11 protein-coding genes are annotated in these 15,149 nt (G+C 59.6%); 6 read left to right on the forward strand and 5 right to left on the reverse strand.

Annotated elements, in window-relative coordinates; all coding sequences use genetic code 11:
• The first annotated feature begins 6 nt into the window (after window positions 1-6).
• Both purL and HU754_RS06510 read left to right on the forward strand, forming a co-directional pair.
• A complete protein-coding gene (gene purL / locus HU754_RS06505) occupies window positions 7-3,903 on the forward strand; it encodes a phosphoribosylformylglycinamidine synthase (protein WP_186625612.1) in 3,897 nt (1,298 codons plus the stop codon).
• A 5-nt stretch (window positions 3,904-3,908) separates the two neighbouring features.
• On the forward strand, window positions 3,909-4,220 hold the full coding sequence (locus HU754_RS06510) for a YqfO family protein (RefSeq protein WP_042607740.1): 312 nt from the start codon (window positions 3,909-3,911) through the stop codon (window positions 4,218-4,220).
• Between the two features lie 546 nt (window positions 4,221-4,766).
• Here the strand turns inward: HU754_RS06510 and HU754_RS06515 are convergent.
• A complete protein-coding gene (locus HU754_RS06515; protein WP_099758074.1) occupies window positions 4,767-4,997 on the reverse strand; it encodes an EF-hand domain-containing protein in 231 nt (76 codons plus the stop codon).
• 409 nt (window positions 4,998-5,406) lie between these two features.
• Between HU754_RS06515 and HU754_RS06520 the strand changes: the two genes are divergently transcribed.
• The 4 genes from HU754_RS06520 to HU754_RS06535 all read left to right on the forward strand — a co-directional run bounded on the left by HU754_RS06520 (window position 5,407) and on the right by HU754_RS06535 (window position 8,644).
• Complete coding sequence (locus HU754_RS06520; protein ID WP_116256756.1) at window positions 5,407-6,552, forward strand: integrase core domain-containing protein; 1,146 nt, start codon at window positions 5,407-5,409, stop codon at window positions 6,550-6,552.
• Window positions 6,553-6,949: 397 nt separating this feature from the next.
• Window positions 6,950-7,309 (forward strand): DUF6124 family protein, encoded by a 360-nt coding sequence (locus HU754_RS06525; protein ID WP_186621908.1) that lies wholly within the window; start codon window positions 6,950-6,952, stop codon window positions 7,307-7,309.
• A 260-nt stretch (window positions 7,310-7,569) separates the two neighbouring features.
• The gene (locus HU754_RS06530) at window positions 7,570-8,208 is read left to right on the forward strand and encodes a DUF6036 family nucleotidyltransferase (RefSeq protein WP_186621910.1); all 639 of its coding nucleotides are present in this window, start codon (window positions 7,570-7,572) and stop codon (window positions 8,206-8,208) included.
• Window positions 8,192-8,644: a hypothetical protein gene (locus HU754_RS06535; protein ID WP_099758076.1), complete on the forward strand. Its 453-nt coding sequence runs from the start codon at window positions 8,192-8,194 to the stop codon at window positions 8,642-8,644. The genes HU754_RS06530 and HU754_RS06535 overlap by 17 nt, the downstream gene beginning before the upstream one ends.
• 78 nt (window positions 8,645-8,722) lie before the next feature.
• Here HU754_RS06535 and nagE read toward each other — a convergent pair whose 3' ends face one another.
• Genes nagE through nagA form a run of 4 tightly spaced genes read right to left on the reverse strand, consistent with a single transcriptional unit; the run spans window position 8,723 to window position 15,131 of the window.
• Complete coding sequence (nagE, locus tag HU754_RS06540) at window positions 8,723-10,438, reverse strand: N-acetylglucosamine-specific PTS transporter subunit IIBC (protein ID WP_186621912.1); 1,716 nt, start codon at window positions 10,436-10,438, stop codon at window positions 8,723-8,725.
• A 35-nt stretch (window positions 10,439-10,473) separates the two neighbouring features.
• Window positions 10,474-12,987: a phosphoenolpyruvate--protein phosphotransferase gene (ptsP, locus tag HU754_RS06545; RefSeq protein WP_186621914.1), complete on the reverse strand. Its 2,514-nt coding sequence runs from the start codon at window positions 12,985-12,987 to the stop codon at window positions 10,474-10,476.
• Window positions 12,988-13,021: 34 nt separating this feature from the next.
• Complete coding sequence (locus HU754_RS06550; RefSeq protein WP_186621916.1) at window positions 13,022-14,044, reverse strand: SIS domain-containing protein; 1,023 nt, start codon at window positions 14,042-14,044, stop codon at window positions 13,022-13,024.
• On the reverse strand, window positions 14,025-15,131 hold the full coding sequence (gene nagA, locus HU754_RS06555; RefSeq protein ID WP_186621924.1) for an N-acetylglucosamine-6-phosphate deacetylase: 1,107 nt from the start codon (window positions 15,129-15,131) through the stop codon (window positions 14,025-14,027). The genes HU754_RS06550 and nagA overlap by 20 nt, the downstream gene beginning before the upstream one ends.
• Window positions 15,132-15,149: the final 18 nt, after the last annotated feature.

Genomic DNA, 15,149 nt, shown 5'->3' on the forward strand with positions numbered 1-15,149 from the left:
CCGAAGATGTTGATCCTGCGCGGCGCTCCTGCCCTTTCTGCCTTTCGCCACAGCAAACTCCTTGAGCAACTGAGCCAGAAGGTTCCAGCTGTCAGTGGCCTGTATGCTGAATTCGCTCACTTCGCCGAAGTCACCGGCGTCCTGACCGGCGACGAACAGCAGGTGCTTGCGCGCCTTCTGAAGTACGGTCCAAGCGTTCCGGTACAAGAGCCGACCGGCCGTCTGTTTCTGGTGTTGCCGCGTTTCGGCACAATCTCGCCATGGTCGAGCAAGGCCAGCGACATCGCCCGCAACTGCGGCCTGAGCAAGATCCAGCGTCTGGAGCGCGGTATCGCCTTCTACGTTGCCGGTCAGTTCAGCGAAGCCGAAGCGCAGCAGATTGCCGACGTGCTGCATGACCGCATGACCCAGATCGTCCTGGCTAACCTCGAGCAGGCCGCCGGTCTGTTCAGCCACGCCGAGCCGAAGCCGCTGACTGCAATCGACATCCTCGGTGGTGGTCGCGCTGCGCTGGAAAAAGCCAATACCGAGCTGGGCCTGGCTCTGGCCGAAGACGAGATCGACTATCTGGTCGACGCCTTCAATGGCTTGAAGCGCAACCCGCACGACATCGAATTGATGATGTTCGCTCAGGCCAACTCCGAACACTGCCGTCACAAGATCTTCAACGCCAGTTGGGATATCGATGGTGAGAACCAGGAAAAAAGCCTGTTCGGCATGATCAAGAACACCTACGTGATGCACAGCGAAGGCGTTCTGTCGGCTTATAAGGACAACGCCTCGGTGATCGTCGGCAACGTCGCCGGCCGTTTCTTCCCGAACCCTGAGACCCGCCAGTACGGCGCGGTGCAGGAGCCGGTGCACATCCTGATGAAGGTTGAAACCCACAACCACCCGACCGCGATTGCTCCGTTCCCGGGTGCATCGACCGGTTCCGGCGGCGAAATCCGTGACGAAGGTGCAACCGGCCGTGGCGCCAAGCCAAAGGCTGGCCTGACCGGTTTCACCGTATCGAACCTGCAAATCCCGGGCTTCGAACAGCCGTGGGAAGTGCCGTACGGCAAGCCTGAGCGCATCGTTACCGCGCTGGACATCATGATCGAAGGCCCGCTCGGCGGCGCCGCGTTCAACAACGAATTCGGTCGTCCGGCCCTGACTGGTTACTTCCGTACCTTCGAACAGTCGATCACCACCCCGCATGGTGACGAAGTTCGTGGTTACCACAAGCCGATCATGTTGGCCGGCGGCATGGGCAACATCCGCGAAGAGCACGTCAAGAAAGGCGAGATCGTCGTGGGCTCCAAGCTGATCGTCCTCGGCGGCCCGGCGATGTTGATCGGTCTGGGTGGCGGCGCGGCTTCCTCCATGGCCACCGGCACCAGCTCGGCGGATCTCGACTTCGCTTCCGTACAGCGTGAAAACCCTGAAATGGAGCGTCGTTGCCAGGAAGTCATCGACCGTTGCTGGCAGCTGGGCGACAAAAACCCGATCAGCTTCATCCACGACGTCGGCGCGGGCGGTCTGTCCAACGCCTTCCCGGAACTGGTCAACGACGGCGACCGCGGTGGCCGTTTCGAACTGCGCAACATTCCCAACGACGAGCCGGGAATGGCCCCGCACGAAATCTGGTCCAACGAATCCCAGGAACGTTACGTTCTGGCCGTCGGCCCTGAAGACTTCGCGCGCTTCCAGGCGATCTGCGAACGCGAGCGCTGCCCGTTTGCCGTAGTGGGTGAGGCGACTGCCGAGCCGCAACTGACCGTGACCGACAGCCACTTCGGCAATAACCCGGTGGACATGCCACTGGAAGTGTTGCTGGGCAAGGCCCCGCGCATGCACCGCTCGGTGGTTCGCGAAGCTGAAATGGGCGATGACTTCGATCCGTCGAACCTCGACATCAGCGAGTCCATCGAACGCGTTCTGCATCACCCGGCCGTGGCGAGCAAGAGCTTCCTGATTACCATCGGCGACCGCACCATCACCGGCCTCGTGGCCCGTGACCAAATGGTCGGCCCGTGGCAGGTTCCGGTGGCCGACGTTGCCGTCACCGCCACCAGCTTCGACGTTTACACCGGTGAAGCGATGGCAATGGGCGAGCGCACTCCGCTGGCTCTGCTGGACGCCCCGGCGTCGGGCCGCATGGCCATCGGCGAAACCCTGACCAACATCGCTGCTTCGCGTATCAACAAGCTCTCCGACATCAAACTGTCGGCAAACTGGATGTCGGCGGCCGGCCACCCGGGCGAAGACGCGCGTCTGTACGACACCGTGAAAGCGGTCGGTATGGAACTGTGCCCTGAGCTGGGCATCACCATTCCGGTGGGCAAGGACTCGATGTCCATGGCCACCCGCTGGAACGATAACGGCGAAGAAAAAACCGTGACCTCGCCGATGTCGCTGATCGTAACTGGTTTCGCGCCAGTGGCTGACATCCGTCAGACCCTGACCCCGGAACTGCGCATGGACAAGGGCACCACCGACCTGATCCTGATCGACCTCGGTCGCGGTCAGAACCGTATGGGTGCTTCGATTCTTGCTCAGGTTCACGGCAAGCTCGGCAAACATGCTCCGGACGTCGATGACGCCGAAGACCTGAAAGCCTTCTTCGCCGTGATCCAGGGCCTCAACGCCGACGGTCACCTGCTGGCTTACCACGACCGTTCCGACGGTGGTCTGCTGACCTCCGTGGTGGAAATGGCCTTTGCCGGCCACTGCGGTCTGAGCCTGAACCTCGACAGCGTTGCCGAGTCTTCGGCGGAAATCGCTGCGATCCTGTTCAACGAAGAACTGGGTGCAGTGATCCAGGTTCGTCAGGACGCCACGCCAGATATCCTCGCGCAATTCAGCGCGGCCGGTCTGGGCGACTGCGTCTCGGTGATCGGTCAGCCGATCAACAATGGCCAGATCAACATCACCTTCAACGGTGACACCGTGTTCGAAGGTCAGCGTCGTCTGCTGCAACGTCAGTGGGCCGAGACCAGCTACCAGATCCAGCGTCTGCGTGACAACGCCGACTGCGCCGAACAAGAGTTCGACGTGCTGCTGGAAGAAGACAACCCGGGCCTGAGCGTCAAGCTCAGCTACGACGTCAACCAGGACATCGCCGCGCCTTACATCAAGAAAGGCATCCGTCCTCAGGTTGCCGTGCTGCGTGAGCAGGGCGTCAACGGTCAGGTGGAAATGGCCGCCGCGTTCGACCGCGCCGGTTTCAACGCGATCGACGTGCACATGAGCGATATTCTGGCCGGCCGTGTCGACCTGAACGAGTTCAAAGGTCTGGTGGCCTGCGGTGGTTTCTCCTACGGCGACGTTCTCGGCGCCGGTGAAGGCTGGGCCAAGTCGGCACTGTTCAACAGCCGCGCCCGCGATGCGTTCCAGGGCTTTTTCGAACGTAACGACAGCTTCACCCTCGGCGTATGCAACGGTTGCCAGATGATGTCCAACCTGCACGAGCTGATTCCGGGCAGCGAATTCTGGCCGCACTTCGTGCGTAACCGCTCCGAGCAGTTCGAAGCGCGCGTGGCGATGGTTCAGGTTCAGGAGTCGAACTCGATCTTCCTGCAAGGCATGGCCGGTTCGCGTATGCCGATCGCCATCGCTCACGGTGAAGGTCACGCCGAGTTCTCCAGCGAAGAAGCCCTGCTGGAAGCCGATCTGTCCGGTTGCGTGGCGATGCGTTTCGTCGACAACCATGGCAAGGTCACTGAGCGTTATCCGGCCAACCCGAACGGTTCGCCGCGCGGGATTACCGGTCTCACCAGCCGTGATGGCCGTGTGACGATCATGATGCCGCACCCGGAGCGTGTGTTCCGCGCGGTGCAGAACTCGTGGCGTTCGGAAGACTGGAACGAGGATGCACCCTGGATGCGTATGTTCCGTAATGCTCGTGTCTGGGTTAACTGATCCTCGTGTACAAGCTGGCGTTTTTTGTTCCTGACAGTCATGTCGAGGTGGTCAAAGGGGCTGTGTTCGCTGCCGGTGGTGGGCGGATCGGTGACTATGACCACTGTGCGTGGCAGGTGCTTGGTCTGGGCCAGTTTCGACCTTTGGACGGCAGTCAGCCGTTTATTGGTGAGGCAGGGCAGGTTGAGCGGGTTGAGGAATGGAAGGTTGAGCTTGTAGTGGCGGATGAGTTGATCGTGGCTGTTGTGGCGGCGCTCAAGTTGAGCCATCCCTACGAGACGCCGGCTTATGAGGTGTGGCGGCTGGAAGATTTCTGATTTTTCTTGCTGCTGAAACAAGAAACCCGCAGATGAGTGATTGTCTGCGGGTTTTTTGTTGCCTGCGATTTGCTGTTCTGGAGGAGTGAGCCCCCTGCTCGCGATGGCGCCCTGACAGGCGACCATGTTCTGGCTGACTGAGTGAATATCCGTTTCTTCGGGTGCTGCGGCTGGCGGTTTCGCCCTTACGGCGACTCACTTTTTTTACAAACGCCTAAAAAAAGTAAGCAAAAAAACGCTTGCCCCAACGTTCGGCCCACTCGCTAAAGCTCGGGGTTCCTTCGCTCCGGGATCCATCCGGGCGCATCGCCTACGGTTTGCTTCGCTGCACCTCCTCTCGATGCATTTGGCTGCGCCAAACGGTCGCTGCGCTCCCACCCCCGGATAAATCCCTCCACTCAGCCTGCCGACGGGGCCGGTGGATCAAGATCACAAGCAGCAGCCGAGCTAACGCTCATCCTGTTGAGTGGTGAGGAGCGGGGTGGTGGTGTTGCTTTGCTCTGTGGGAGCTGGCTTGCCAGCGATGGCGGCCTGGAGGTGACGAAACTATTCGGCGGGCTTCTTTTTTTTTGGGGCCAGGTACTCTTCCAGGGTTAGTTCGCTGTTCCGATCCTTGTTGTATTCATCCCATACCCAAGTTCTCATGGTTTTTTCAGCGCCTTTGGCACCGTTGGCGAACTCTTCGAAAGTAAGAGTTCCGTCTGAATTTTCATCAAGATATCTGAAGGTTTTTTTCAGATGCTCCAGTTGTTCTGCGTCCGTCATTTTCTTTGCCATGTCGCAGCCATCCTTAATGAATTGAGCTTCGGGTTATCGAGGCTACGACATAAAAACTGCCTGATTCAGCCAACGTAATAAGGTCGATCGAGGCGGTCAACTGTCAGACCTGACAGTTGACAGTGCCAGCAATGTGGGGAGGCAGCCGAGCTGGGTTTTGTGCTGGATTCGCCCCTGATCGGATCGCCGCCCGCCCAGCCCTCACCCGAGGGAGAGGAGTCGATTTTTGGACTTTTCAGAATCTGAATTCGACTCGGTATTTCACGTCGGCGTACATCCACCAAACACCTCGGTCAGTCCCCTCTCCCTCTGGGAGAGGGCTAGGGTGGGTAAAGACCGGGTACATCCTTTACGTTTGAGACCGGGGACATGGTTTACAGGTATCAATCATGGTCAGGAGGTGCTGACCATGCCCTGGAAACAAGAGTCCCCAATGGATCAACGAGTGAAGTTAATTAGCGATTGGCTCAGCGGCAGCTACACCAAAAGCCAATTAAGCCGGCGGTATGGCGTCAGTCGTCCAACCATCGACAAGTGGCTGGAACGGTATGCAGCGTTGGGCGTGGATGGCTTGAAAGAGCAGTCGCGTAAGCCGCTGAATTGCCCTCACCAAACTTCCGATGAAATCATCGCCAAGTTGCTGGCCAAGAAAAACGAACATCCCGATCGGGGACCCAAGCAGATCATTGGTCGCCTGCGCGATTCCGATCCGCATATCCAATGGCCGGCGGCGAGTACCGCCGGGGAGTGGTTGAAGAAAGCTGGTTTGGTGGTGGCACGACGGCCCTATCCCCCGCGTCCCCGTGCTCCAACACATTTACGTCCGGTCGACGCGCCCAACCAGACTTGGTGTGCTGATTACAAAGGGCAGTTCAAAATGCAGGACGGTAATTGGTGCTATCCGCTGACCATTACCGATCAGATGAGCCGCTTTTTATTCGTCTGTCGCGCTTTGCCCAGTACGCACGGAGCGCCGACGCGGGAAGGCTTCGAGTGGGCTTTTCGAGAATATGGGCTGCCGGATGTGATCCGCACTGATAATGGCGCTCCTTTTGCGTCGACAGGTCTGGCGCGACTTTCGAAGTTATCGGTTTGGTTCATCAGGCTCGGAATCCATGTCGAAACGATTACACCTGGCCGTCCCGACCAAAATGGTCGACATGAACGGATGCATCGAACGCTAAAGGCAGCAGTGCCACCGGCGGAAAACCTGGTGCGCCAGCAGCTGGCTTTTCAGGATTTCATCCAAGACTTCAACCACCACCGACCGCACACCGCGCTGGGCATGAAACCGCCGGCATCTGTCTATCGCCCGTCGATACGCGCTTATCCCGGTTACTTGCCTGCGCTTGAATACGGTTCCGATGTTGAAGTACGTAAGGTTCGGTCAAATGGGGAAATTAAATGGAAAGGACAGCTGATTTTTCTAGGAGAGGCTCTAATTGGAGAGGACATCGCGTTGAAGGAAGTGGCTGATGACGCTTGGGAACTGTACCTTTGCAGCCACTGTTTAGGCAGGCTTGAAAGAGGCGCCAAACGCGTTTCAAGCCTGTAAAGGTGTAAACGATGTCCCCGGTCTAATTTGTAAAGGATGTACCGGTCTCTACAGTGAGGGTTTGCTTTTGACTGTTTAAAGCAGTGTCGAAGTAGCAGAACCTTCCCACAAGGTTTTCAGATTGTCCGTCGGACGCCTGCTCTCTAGGCTTTGTCTGTCGCTGCCAATTTAGCGACCGGGCGTGAGATCCCCGGAATGCTTGCAACTAGCGCCAACACCACGATAATTGGCGCCAGCTCAATCTGCTGCCTGTTTTATGGCGGCTGTGTGCGGGCAGACTTCGGTCTGGCCGGTTGCCTGCTCCGGTGGATCTCACCCTGCACATAGCTGCCACCTCTTCGCCGCGTGAGATCCGGCGAACGATGGCATCCTCACTTGCTGTAGCAGGAGTTGAATTTTGGACAAGCTAATTCCCGACCCCCCCGAAACCAAAACCCCACTCGAAGAAGCCCTCCGCGCCGAAGACCAGGCCCGAAACCGCGAAGCCATCAAACGCGCCCTCGACTTCTATCTGTGCCCCGACCCCGCAAAGCCCTGCCGACCGAGCACCATGTTCATGGTCTGCCCTCAAGTCGACACCGAAAGCCTGCTAGCCCACGCTTGCGAGTCATTAGCCTCGGCAAGTACCGCCGCCAGCAACTTCGCCAATGAGCTAAACGGTTCTCAGCGCAGCACCGTATTAGGCATCCAGCAAATCGTCATGCTCGCCGAACTGGCGGTAAACCGAGCGCTGGATCGAGTCGACCCACAAACCTGACGTCCGCGTCATCGTTCATCGCCAGCAGGCTGGCTCCCACAATTGAAATGCATTCCCTTGTGGGGGCTGGCTTGCCAGCGATGAGGCATTAACAGGCGTCAGACGAGTTTCAGAGCGCAATCAAACCGGGGAATTTTCCTACCACTCTTTCAGGTTGTCCCTCGGAAGTCGCATCCATACCTTGATCTGTCTCTGGCAAACAGCGAGCAGGGCAACAAGTTGCGTCGCTTTAGCCATCGACATGACTCTGAGGTTCAAAAATGGAATTGCTGCCCGTAGTCACTCCCCGTATCAACACGAATACTGCATTGGGGAAGGCATTGGTTTCGATGTTCAAATCAGTCGAAGCAGAATTGACGCAGGAAAATGCCGATCCGGGGGCAGTCAAAATCATCGTCTTTGGTGGTTGCGCCGTACATCTCTACACAAATCATCGTATTTCCATGGATGTCGATGCGGAGATTTATGAAGCTTGCCTTCCGCCAGGGTTCGACCTTCAAGCGCTTCTTGCTCAAGTTCCGGAGCCTTTTATCGACGAGCGCTCCGCTCGGGTGATGGAGCTGAACTACGACCTTCAATACAACACTAGTTTTGGCCCGATCCATGAAGACTACTGGGTGCGAAGTATTCCCATGACTGAGTTTCCGGAGACGTCCCCGCTCCAGATTCACATCGCTGCTCCGGTGGATATTGCAATTACAAAACTTGGTAGGGCTACCGATCACGACGTTGCGGACATCAAGGCGCTTCTTAGAGCCGGTTTCATTCTGACGAGTGATTTCCGGCGTCTGGCATTGCAAGCAATTGATGTATATGTTGGCAGCAAAGAGCAACCTGCCTCAGTGCTCTTCAATATCTTGCAGGACTACCTGGAGGAACCAGATGTCGAACTCTCTTGATGATCATGTCCTTTCTTCGGCATTGGATACGTTGGTCAGAAGACCGCTGGATCAAGCCGATGGGACGGCGCTGGTCGATGCAGCCAAAGAGGTCTGGTATTCAAAATCCGATCTTGAGAGTGAGATATCAACATTTCTCAAGTTTCACAGCGATGAAGTCGAGCTGCGGCGAGCGGCTTATCTGCTGGAGCGATTTACGCGTTTCGCATGTGTATCGGATAGCCGCGTATTGGAAACGCTCCATGCACTCGAGCTTTTCAACGCCAAAACACCCAAGCAACACGTCGTTTCTCAACCAGGTGTTTTATTACGCAATCGCCGCGACGAGTTGGCGGTTGCTTGGGGGTTGACGGAAAGTCTGGGTTTGAAGATTCAGGCGCTCATGCCGTACCAGACTCGGCATTACGAGGCGGAACAGCGCGCAAGAATGTCCTGAACTTGAGCAGCATGAAAAAACCCGGCCAACGCCGGGTTTTTTGTATCAGTTGTTTCGAGTAGAGCCTGATGTAAAGGCTCAGACCTTGGCACTGACCTCACTGCGATTGACCAACACCTCAATCGCCCCGCTCAAACTCGCCGCCTTATCCCCCACCAGCAAATGCCAAACCCCACCCTCCAACTGGCTGACACCCTGACAACCCAGCTCCTTCAACTGCGCCTCGGACAGCGCCTTGCCATCCGCCAACAGCAAGCGAATCCGGCTCATGGCAATGCAATCCAGTTGCAGCACGTTGTCGCCACCACCCAGCGCATTCAGCCATTGCTGAGCTTCGGTGCCTGCGACCACAACCGCTTTCGGCTCTTCGACAACCGCAACAGGTTCAGCAAGAACCGCACGCCCCAACGCCGGAATCGCCAGGCGAATCTCATCAGCAATGCTGTCGGCCAGCGGACCGACCACCACCTGCAAACTGCCACCCTTGCCTGGACGCACAACGGCCATCGCACCCAATGCTTTCAGGTCTGCATCGGACGCTTTGTTGCGATCCACCATTTCCAGTCGCAACCGCGTAGTGCAGGCACCGACAGTCACAAGGTTGTCTGCACCCCCGAGTGCCTTGATGTAAGCCCCGGCGCGTTCGTTTTCCGCGAAAACCGCTTTTTCAGCCGTCGCCACATCCTCACGCCCCGGCGTCTTCAAGTTGAAGCGACGAATGCAGAAATCAAACACCGCGTAATACACCACGGCATACGCCAGCCCGACCGGAATCACCAACCAGCCATTGGTCGAACGCCCCCAACCCAGCACCATGTCGATGAAGCCGCCAGAGAAGGTAAAGCCCAAATGGATGTTCAGCGCATTGGTGATCGCCATCGACAACCCGGTCAGCAGCGCATGCAGCAGATACAACAACGGCGCCAGAAACATGAAGGCGAATTCAATCGGCTCGGTCACCCCAGTCAAAAACGACGTCAAAGCCATCGACAGAAAAATCCCGCCCATCACCTTGCGCCGTTCCGGCAGGGCGTTGCGATACATCGCCAGGCACGCGGCGGGCAGGCCGAAGATCATCATCGGGAACATGCCGGTCATGAACTGGCCGCCCTTCGGGTCGCCGGCGAAGTAGCGCGACAGGTCACCCGTCACCAGAGCACCGGTCGTTGGATCGGTGAAGTTGCCGAACACGAACCACGCCATGTTGTTGAGGATGTGGTGCAGGCCGGTGACGATCAGCAGGCGGTTGAACACGCCAAACACGAACGCGCCGATACTGCCGCTTTCCATCATCAGCGCACCAAACGCGTTGATGCCGTGCTGGATCGGCGGCCAGATATAGCCGAACACGACACCGAGGCCGACCGCCGCGAACCCGGTGACAATCGGTACAAACCGTCGGCCACCGAAGAACGCCAGGTATTCCGGCAGCTTGATGTCCTTGAAGCGATTGTACAGCGCGCCCGCCATCAGGCCGCTGACGATCCCGGCGAGCATGCCCATGTTGATGCTCGCGTCGAGCACCTTGAGCGTGGAAATCATCACCAGATAACCGATCACTCCGGCGAGGCCGGCGGTGCCGTTGTTGTCCTTGGCGAAACCGACGGCGATGCCGATGGCGAAGATCATCGCCAGGTTGGCGAAGATCACTTGGCCGGCATCGTGGATGATCGCGATGTTCAGCAGGTCGGTATCACCCAGACGCAGCAGCAGGCCGGCAATCGGCAGGATCGCGATCGGCAGCATCAGCGCGCGGCCGAGGCGTTGCAGGCCTTCGATGAAGAGTTGGTACATGGTGGTTCTCCCGGCTCTTTATAGAGAGCTTGTTGTTAGGACAGCGGCCAATGCTGGTGGCAGGCGTGACGCACGGCGGCGGCGCTGCTCAGCTTGAGCAGGTCGCGACTCAGGCGCTGACATTCGGCTTCGTGCAGTTGACGCACGCGGTCCTTGATTTCACCGATCTGCACTGGGCTGACCGACAGTTCGCTCACGCCGAGGCCGATCAAAACGGGTGTGGCCAGCGGATCGGAGGCGAGGGCGCCGCAGACGCCGACCCAACGCTTGTGCACCGCCGCGCCTTCGCAGGTCATGGCGATCAGGCGCAGCAGCGCCGGGTGCAGGGCGTCGACCCTAGCGGCCAAGCCGGCGTGGTCGCGGTCCATGGCCAAGGTGTATTGGGAGAGATCGTTGGTGCCGATGGAAAGGAAGTCCGCATGTTCGGCCAGTTGTTCGGCCTGCAATGCGGCGGCAGGGACTTCGATCATCACGCCGATTTCCGGGCGTTGGGTGATGCCCATCTCCTGGCACAGCGCATCGACGCGTTGGCGGATGTGCAGCAACTCATCCACTTCGGTGACCATCGGCAACAGGATCCGGCAACGGCGCAGCGGGCTGACTTGCAGCAGCGCGCGCAGTTGCTGGTCGAGGATTTCCGGGCGCGCCTGAGCCAGACGAATGCCGCGCAGGCCGAGCACCGGGTTGGCCTCGACGGGCAGCGGCAGGTAGTCGAGTTGCTTGTCGCCGCCGACGTCGATGGTGCGGATGATCACTGAGTGATCGCCCATCGCATCCAGTACGCCTTGATAGGCCGCACGCTGTTCTTCGACATCCGGCGCGGTCTGACGATCGACGAACAAAAACTCAGTGCGCAACAGACCAACGCCATCAGCGCCGTTGGCGAAGGCATCTGCCGCTTCACCGCTGGAGGCAACGTTGGCGACGACTTCGATGGTCACGCCGTTGCGGGTTTCTGCCGGCAAGTGAGCCTTGGCTTGCTGTGCGTCACGGCGTTGCTGACGATCAATTTGCGCCTGCTGAACTTCAGCCAGGCGTTCGGCATTTGGCGTCAGTTCGAGGCGTCCTCCGTCGGCATCGAGCACCACCGCTTGGCCTTGTCGCTGATCAAGCAAGGCAGAACCCAGCGCCACCATGCACGGCAGACCTTTGCCGCGAGCGAGAATCGCCACGTGTGAAGTCGCGCCACCCTCGGCCATGCATAACCCGGCAACGCCTTGCGCGCTGAGTTGCAGCAGATCCGAAGGCGTCAGTTCATGAGCGGCAACAATGGCGCCGGCCGGTACATCGTAATGCCACGCCTCACCGAGCAACGCACGCAACACCCGTTGCTTGAGGTCACGCAGATCGTTGGCGCGCTCGGCCAGCAGCGCGCTGCCGGTGTGCTGCAGCATTTCGCACTGCACGTCGATTGACTGGCTCCAGGCGTGAGTGGCTGCAGTGCCTTGTTCGATGGAGTGTTGCGAAGCATCAAGCAGCGCCGGATCTTCCAGCAGAGCCAGATGCGCGGCGAAGATCGCTTCTTCGTCGGCATTCCTGTGTTTTTTCGCTTGCGCGAGGGTGGCGTCGATTTCGTTGCGGACCTGAGTCAGCGCCGTGTCGAGCAGCTGCTGTTGCTGCAGCGGATCATGATTACCCGCATCCGCTGGCAAATTGATCGCGTTCAAACGAAACAGCGGCCCGCCAACCAGTCCTGGCGCGGCGCAGACACCGTGCAACACGCCAGCCTCGGCCGGGCGTTTAAGCGACGCGACACTCACCGGCGCCGCAGCGTGATGATCATCCGGCAGCGCGGTGGCCAACGCCGTAAGCAACGCTTGCAACGCCGCTTCAGCGTCTGGCCCCTGACAACTGACCTGCACCTCATCCTGCTCGCCAACGGCCAGGCCCATCAAACCGATCAGGCTGTTGCACGGCGCCGATTTGCCGGCGAAGTGCAGTTGCGACTGGCTCTTGAACCCTTGCGCAGTTTGCCGAATCAGCGCAGCCGGGCGGGCATGCAAACCACCGCGATGGGCCACCAGAACATGGCCATGAACCTCAGGTCCGTCGATGACTGCTGCGCTCGCCGCCAAACCGTTGCGCGCAATAATGTGCAGCAACGGCTCGCCGACTTTCACTGCTTTGAGCGTAATCGGCCGCACCTGAAAATCCTGGCTGTTGGTCAGGATCAACAGGCTGACCAGGCTTTTGCATTGCTGGCCGACCTTGTCCAGGTCATAGCGCAACAACGGCTGGCCCTTGCTGACGCGGGTGCCATCCTTGACCAGCATCGAGAAGCCTTCGCCGTTCAACTCAACGGTATCGAGGCCCAGATGCAGAAGGATCTCCGCGCCGTTGTCGGCACGCACGGTGAGCGCGTGGCCGGTGCGCGCGACGTGAATGATCATTCCGGCGCACGGCGAATACAGCGTGTCGTTGATCGGGTCGATAGCAATGCCGTCGCCCATGGCGCCGCTGGCGAACACCGCGTCCGGGACTTTGGCGAGCGTGAGCACCGGGCCGCTGAGCGGGGCGCTGAGGGTCAGCTCTTTATTGTTGTTGTGCATGGCTCGGTCTCATCAGGTGTGCAGTCATTCGGACTTAGTGCGTGCGGGTCACTTTGCTCAGGTGGCGCGGCTGATCCGGGTCCATGCCACGGGCCACCGCCAGACCGGCGGCCATCACGTAGAAACTCTGGATCGCCAGAATCGGATCGAGGGCCGGGTGTTCGGCGCGGGTCAGGGTCAGGTCGCGCTCGGTCACGTCATCCGGTGCGGCCAGCAACACGCGGGCGCCGCGTTGGCGCATCTCTGCGGCGAGGCTCAGCAGGCCGGCCTGTTCGGCACCGCGTGGGGCGAAAACCAGCAACGGATAGTGTTCGTCGATCAGCGCCATCGGGCCGTGACGCACTTCGGCGCTGCTGAAGGCTTCGGCCTGAATCGCCGAGGTTTCCTTGAATTTCAGCGCCGCTTCCTGAGCAATGGCAAAACCGGCGCCACGGCCAATGACCATCAGACGCTGGCAATCGCGCAGCGCTTCGATGGCCACGCTCCAGTCCTGTTTCGCCGCTTCGCGCAGGCCTTCAGGCAGGGCGTTGCCGGCTTCGAGCAATTCGCTGTCCTCTTTCCAGTGCGCGATCAAACGGGCGCTGGCGTTGAGGGTGGCGATAAAACTTTTGGTCGCGGCGACGCTGCTTTCAGTTCCGGCGAGCAGGGGAACGCTGAATTCACACGCGGCTTCCAGTGGCGAATCGGCGGCGTTGACCATCGACACACTGAGCGCGCCACGCTTGCGCAACAGGCGCAGGCTGTTGACCAGATCCGGGCTCTGCCCCGACTGGGAAAAGGCGAACGCGACCTGACCGCTGACCTTCAATGGCGCCTGCTGCATGGTCACCACCGACATCGGCAACGACGCCACCGGCACGCCAAGTTGCTGCATGGTCAGGTAGGCGAAGTAGCTCGCCGCGTGATCGGAGCTGCCGCGCGCCACAGTCATTGCCACTTGCGGTGGCTGACGGCGCAGGCGCCCGGCAATTTCGATCATTTGCGGGTCGAGCTGTTGCAGTTGGGCTTGCACGGCCTCGAACGAGGACAGCGCCTCCTCAAGCATTTTTGAAGTCAATGTCTTCTCCTTCGACCATGACGGCGGTCAGTGTGAGTGAGCGATCCAGCCGCACGCAGTCGGCCCAGGCCCCTGGTTGCAGGCGCCCGCGTTCAGTGATGCCGAGATAGTCGGCAGGGAATTGCGACAGACGTTGCGAGGCTTCCGCGATCGGCAAACCGATCTTCGCCAGATTGCGCAGGGCCTGATCCATGGTCAGGGTGCTGCCGGCCAAGGTGCCGTCGGGCAGGCGCACGCCGCCCAGGCATTTGGTCACGGTGTGGCTGCCGAGCTTGTATTCACCGTCGGGCATGCCGGCGGCGGCGGTCGAATCGGTCACGCAATACAGGCACGGGATCGAGCGCAAGGCCACGCGGATCGCACCGGGATGCACGTGCAGCAAATCCGGAATCAGCTCGGCGAATTTGGCGTGGGCCAGTGCGGCGCCGACGATGCCCGGCTCGCGGTGATGCAGCGGGCTCATGGCGTTATAGAGATGGGTGAAACTGGTCGCGCCGGCATCGAGGGCGGCGACGCCTTCTTCGTAACTGCCGAGGGTGTGGCCGATCTGCATGCGCACGCCACGGCTGCTCAGTTCACGGATCAAACCGTCGTGGCCGGCGATTTCCGGGGCGATGGTGATCACCCGGATCGGCGCCAGTGCCAGATATTCTTCGACTTCGGCCATTAACGCGGTGTGGGCGAAGTTCGGTTGCGCGCCGAGTTTTCCCGGATTGATGTACGGGCCTTCGAGGTGTACGCCGAGGACTCGCGCGGCACCTTGCGGACGCTGTTCGCAGAACTCTCCGACTTCTTTCAAGACGCTGGAGATCTCGGCGCTCGGCGCGGTCATGGTGGTGGCCAGCAGCGAGGTGGTGCCGAAACGCACGTGGGTTCTGGTGATGGTCTCGAAGGCGCTGGCGCCTTCCATGATGTCTTTGCCACCGCCGCCGTGGACGTGCAGATCGATGAAACCCGGCAGCAGATACGGCAGGTCATTGTCGGCCGGATCGCAGGGCACGCCTTCGATCGACACGACTTTGCCGTGTTCGTGGACCAGCCGGCCGCGAATCCAGCCGCTGGCGGTAAGGATGTTGTCTTCGGACATTTTGGTTCTCGCTTGTGA

Origin of the sequence: Pseudomonas zeae, from assembly GCF_014268485.2 — a bacterium.
In the GTDB taxonomy this organism is placed as follows: domain Bacteria; phylum Pseudomonadota; class Gammaproteobacteria; order Pseudomonadales; family Pseudomonadaceae; genus Aquipseudomonas; species Aquipseudomonas neuropathica.

Coding starts and splice junctions, on each gene's coding strand:
- HU754_RS06535 (WP_099758076.1), top strand. CDS start 8,192: ATGTCGAACTCTCTTGATGATCATGTCCTTTCTTCGGCATTGGATACG.
- HU754_RS06515 (WP_099758074.1), bottom strand. CDS start 4,997: ATGGCAAAGAAAATGACGGACGCAGAACAACTGGAGCATCTGAAAAAA.
- purL (WP_186625612.1), top strand. CDS start 7: ATGTTGATCCTGCGCGGCGCTCCTGCCCTTTCTGCCTTTCGCCACAGC.
- nagA (WP_186621924.1), bottom strand. CDS start 15,131: ATGTCCGAAGACAACATCCTTACCGCCAGCGGCTGGATTCGCGGCCGG.
- HU754_RS06530 (WP_186621910.1), top strand. CDS start 7,570: ATGGAATTGCTGCCCGTAGTCACTCCCCGTATCAACACGAATACTGCA.
- HU754_RS06520 (WP_116256756.1), top strand. CDS start 5,407: ATGCCCTGGAAACAAGAGTCCCCAATGGATCAACGAGTGAAGTTAATT.
- nagE (WP_186621912.1), bottom strand. CDS start 10,438: ATGTACCAACTCTTCATCGAAGGCCTGCAACGCCTCGGCCGCGCGCTG.
- ptsP (WP_186621914.1), bottom strand. CDS start 12,987: ATGCACAACAACAATAAAGAGCTGACCCTCAGCGCCCCGCTCAGCGGC.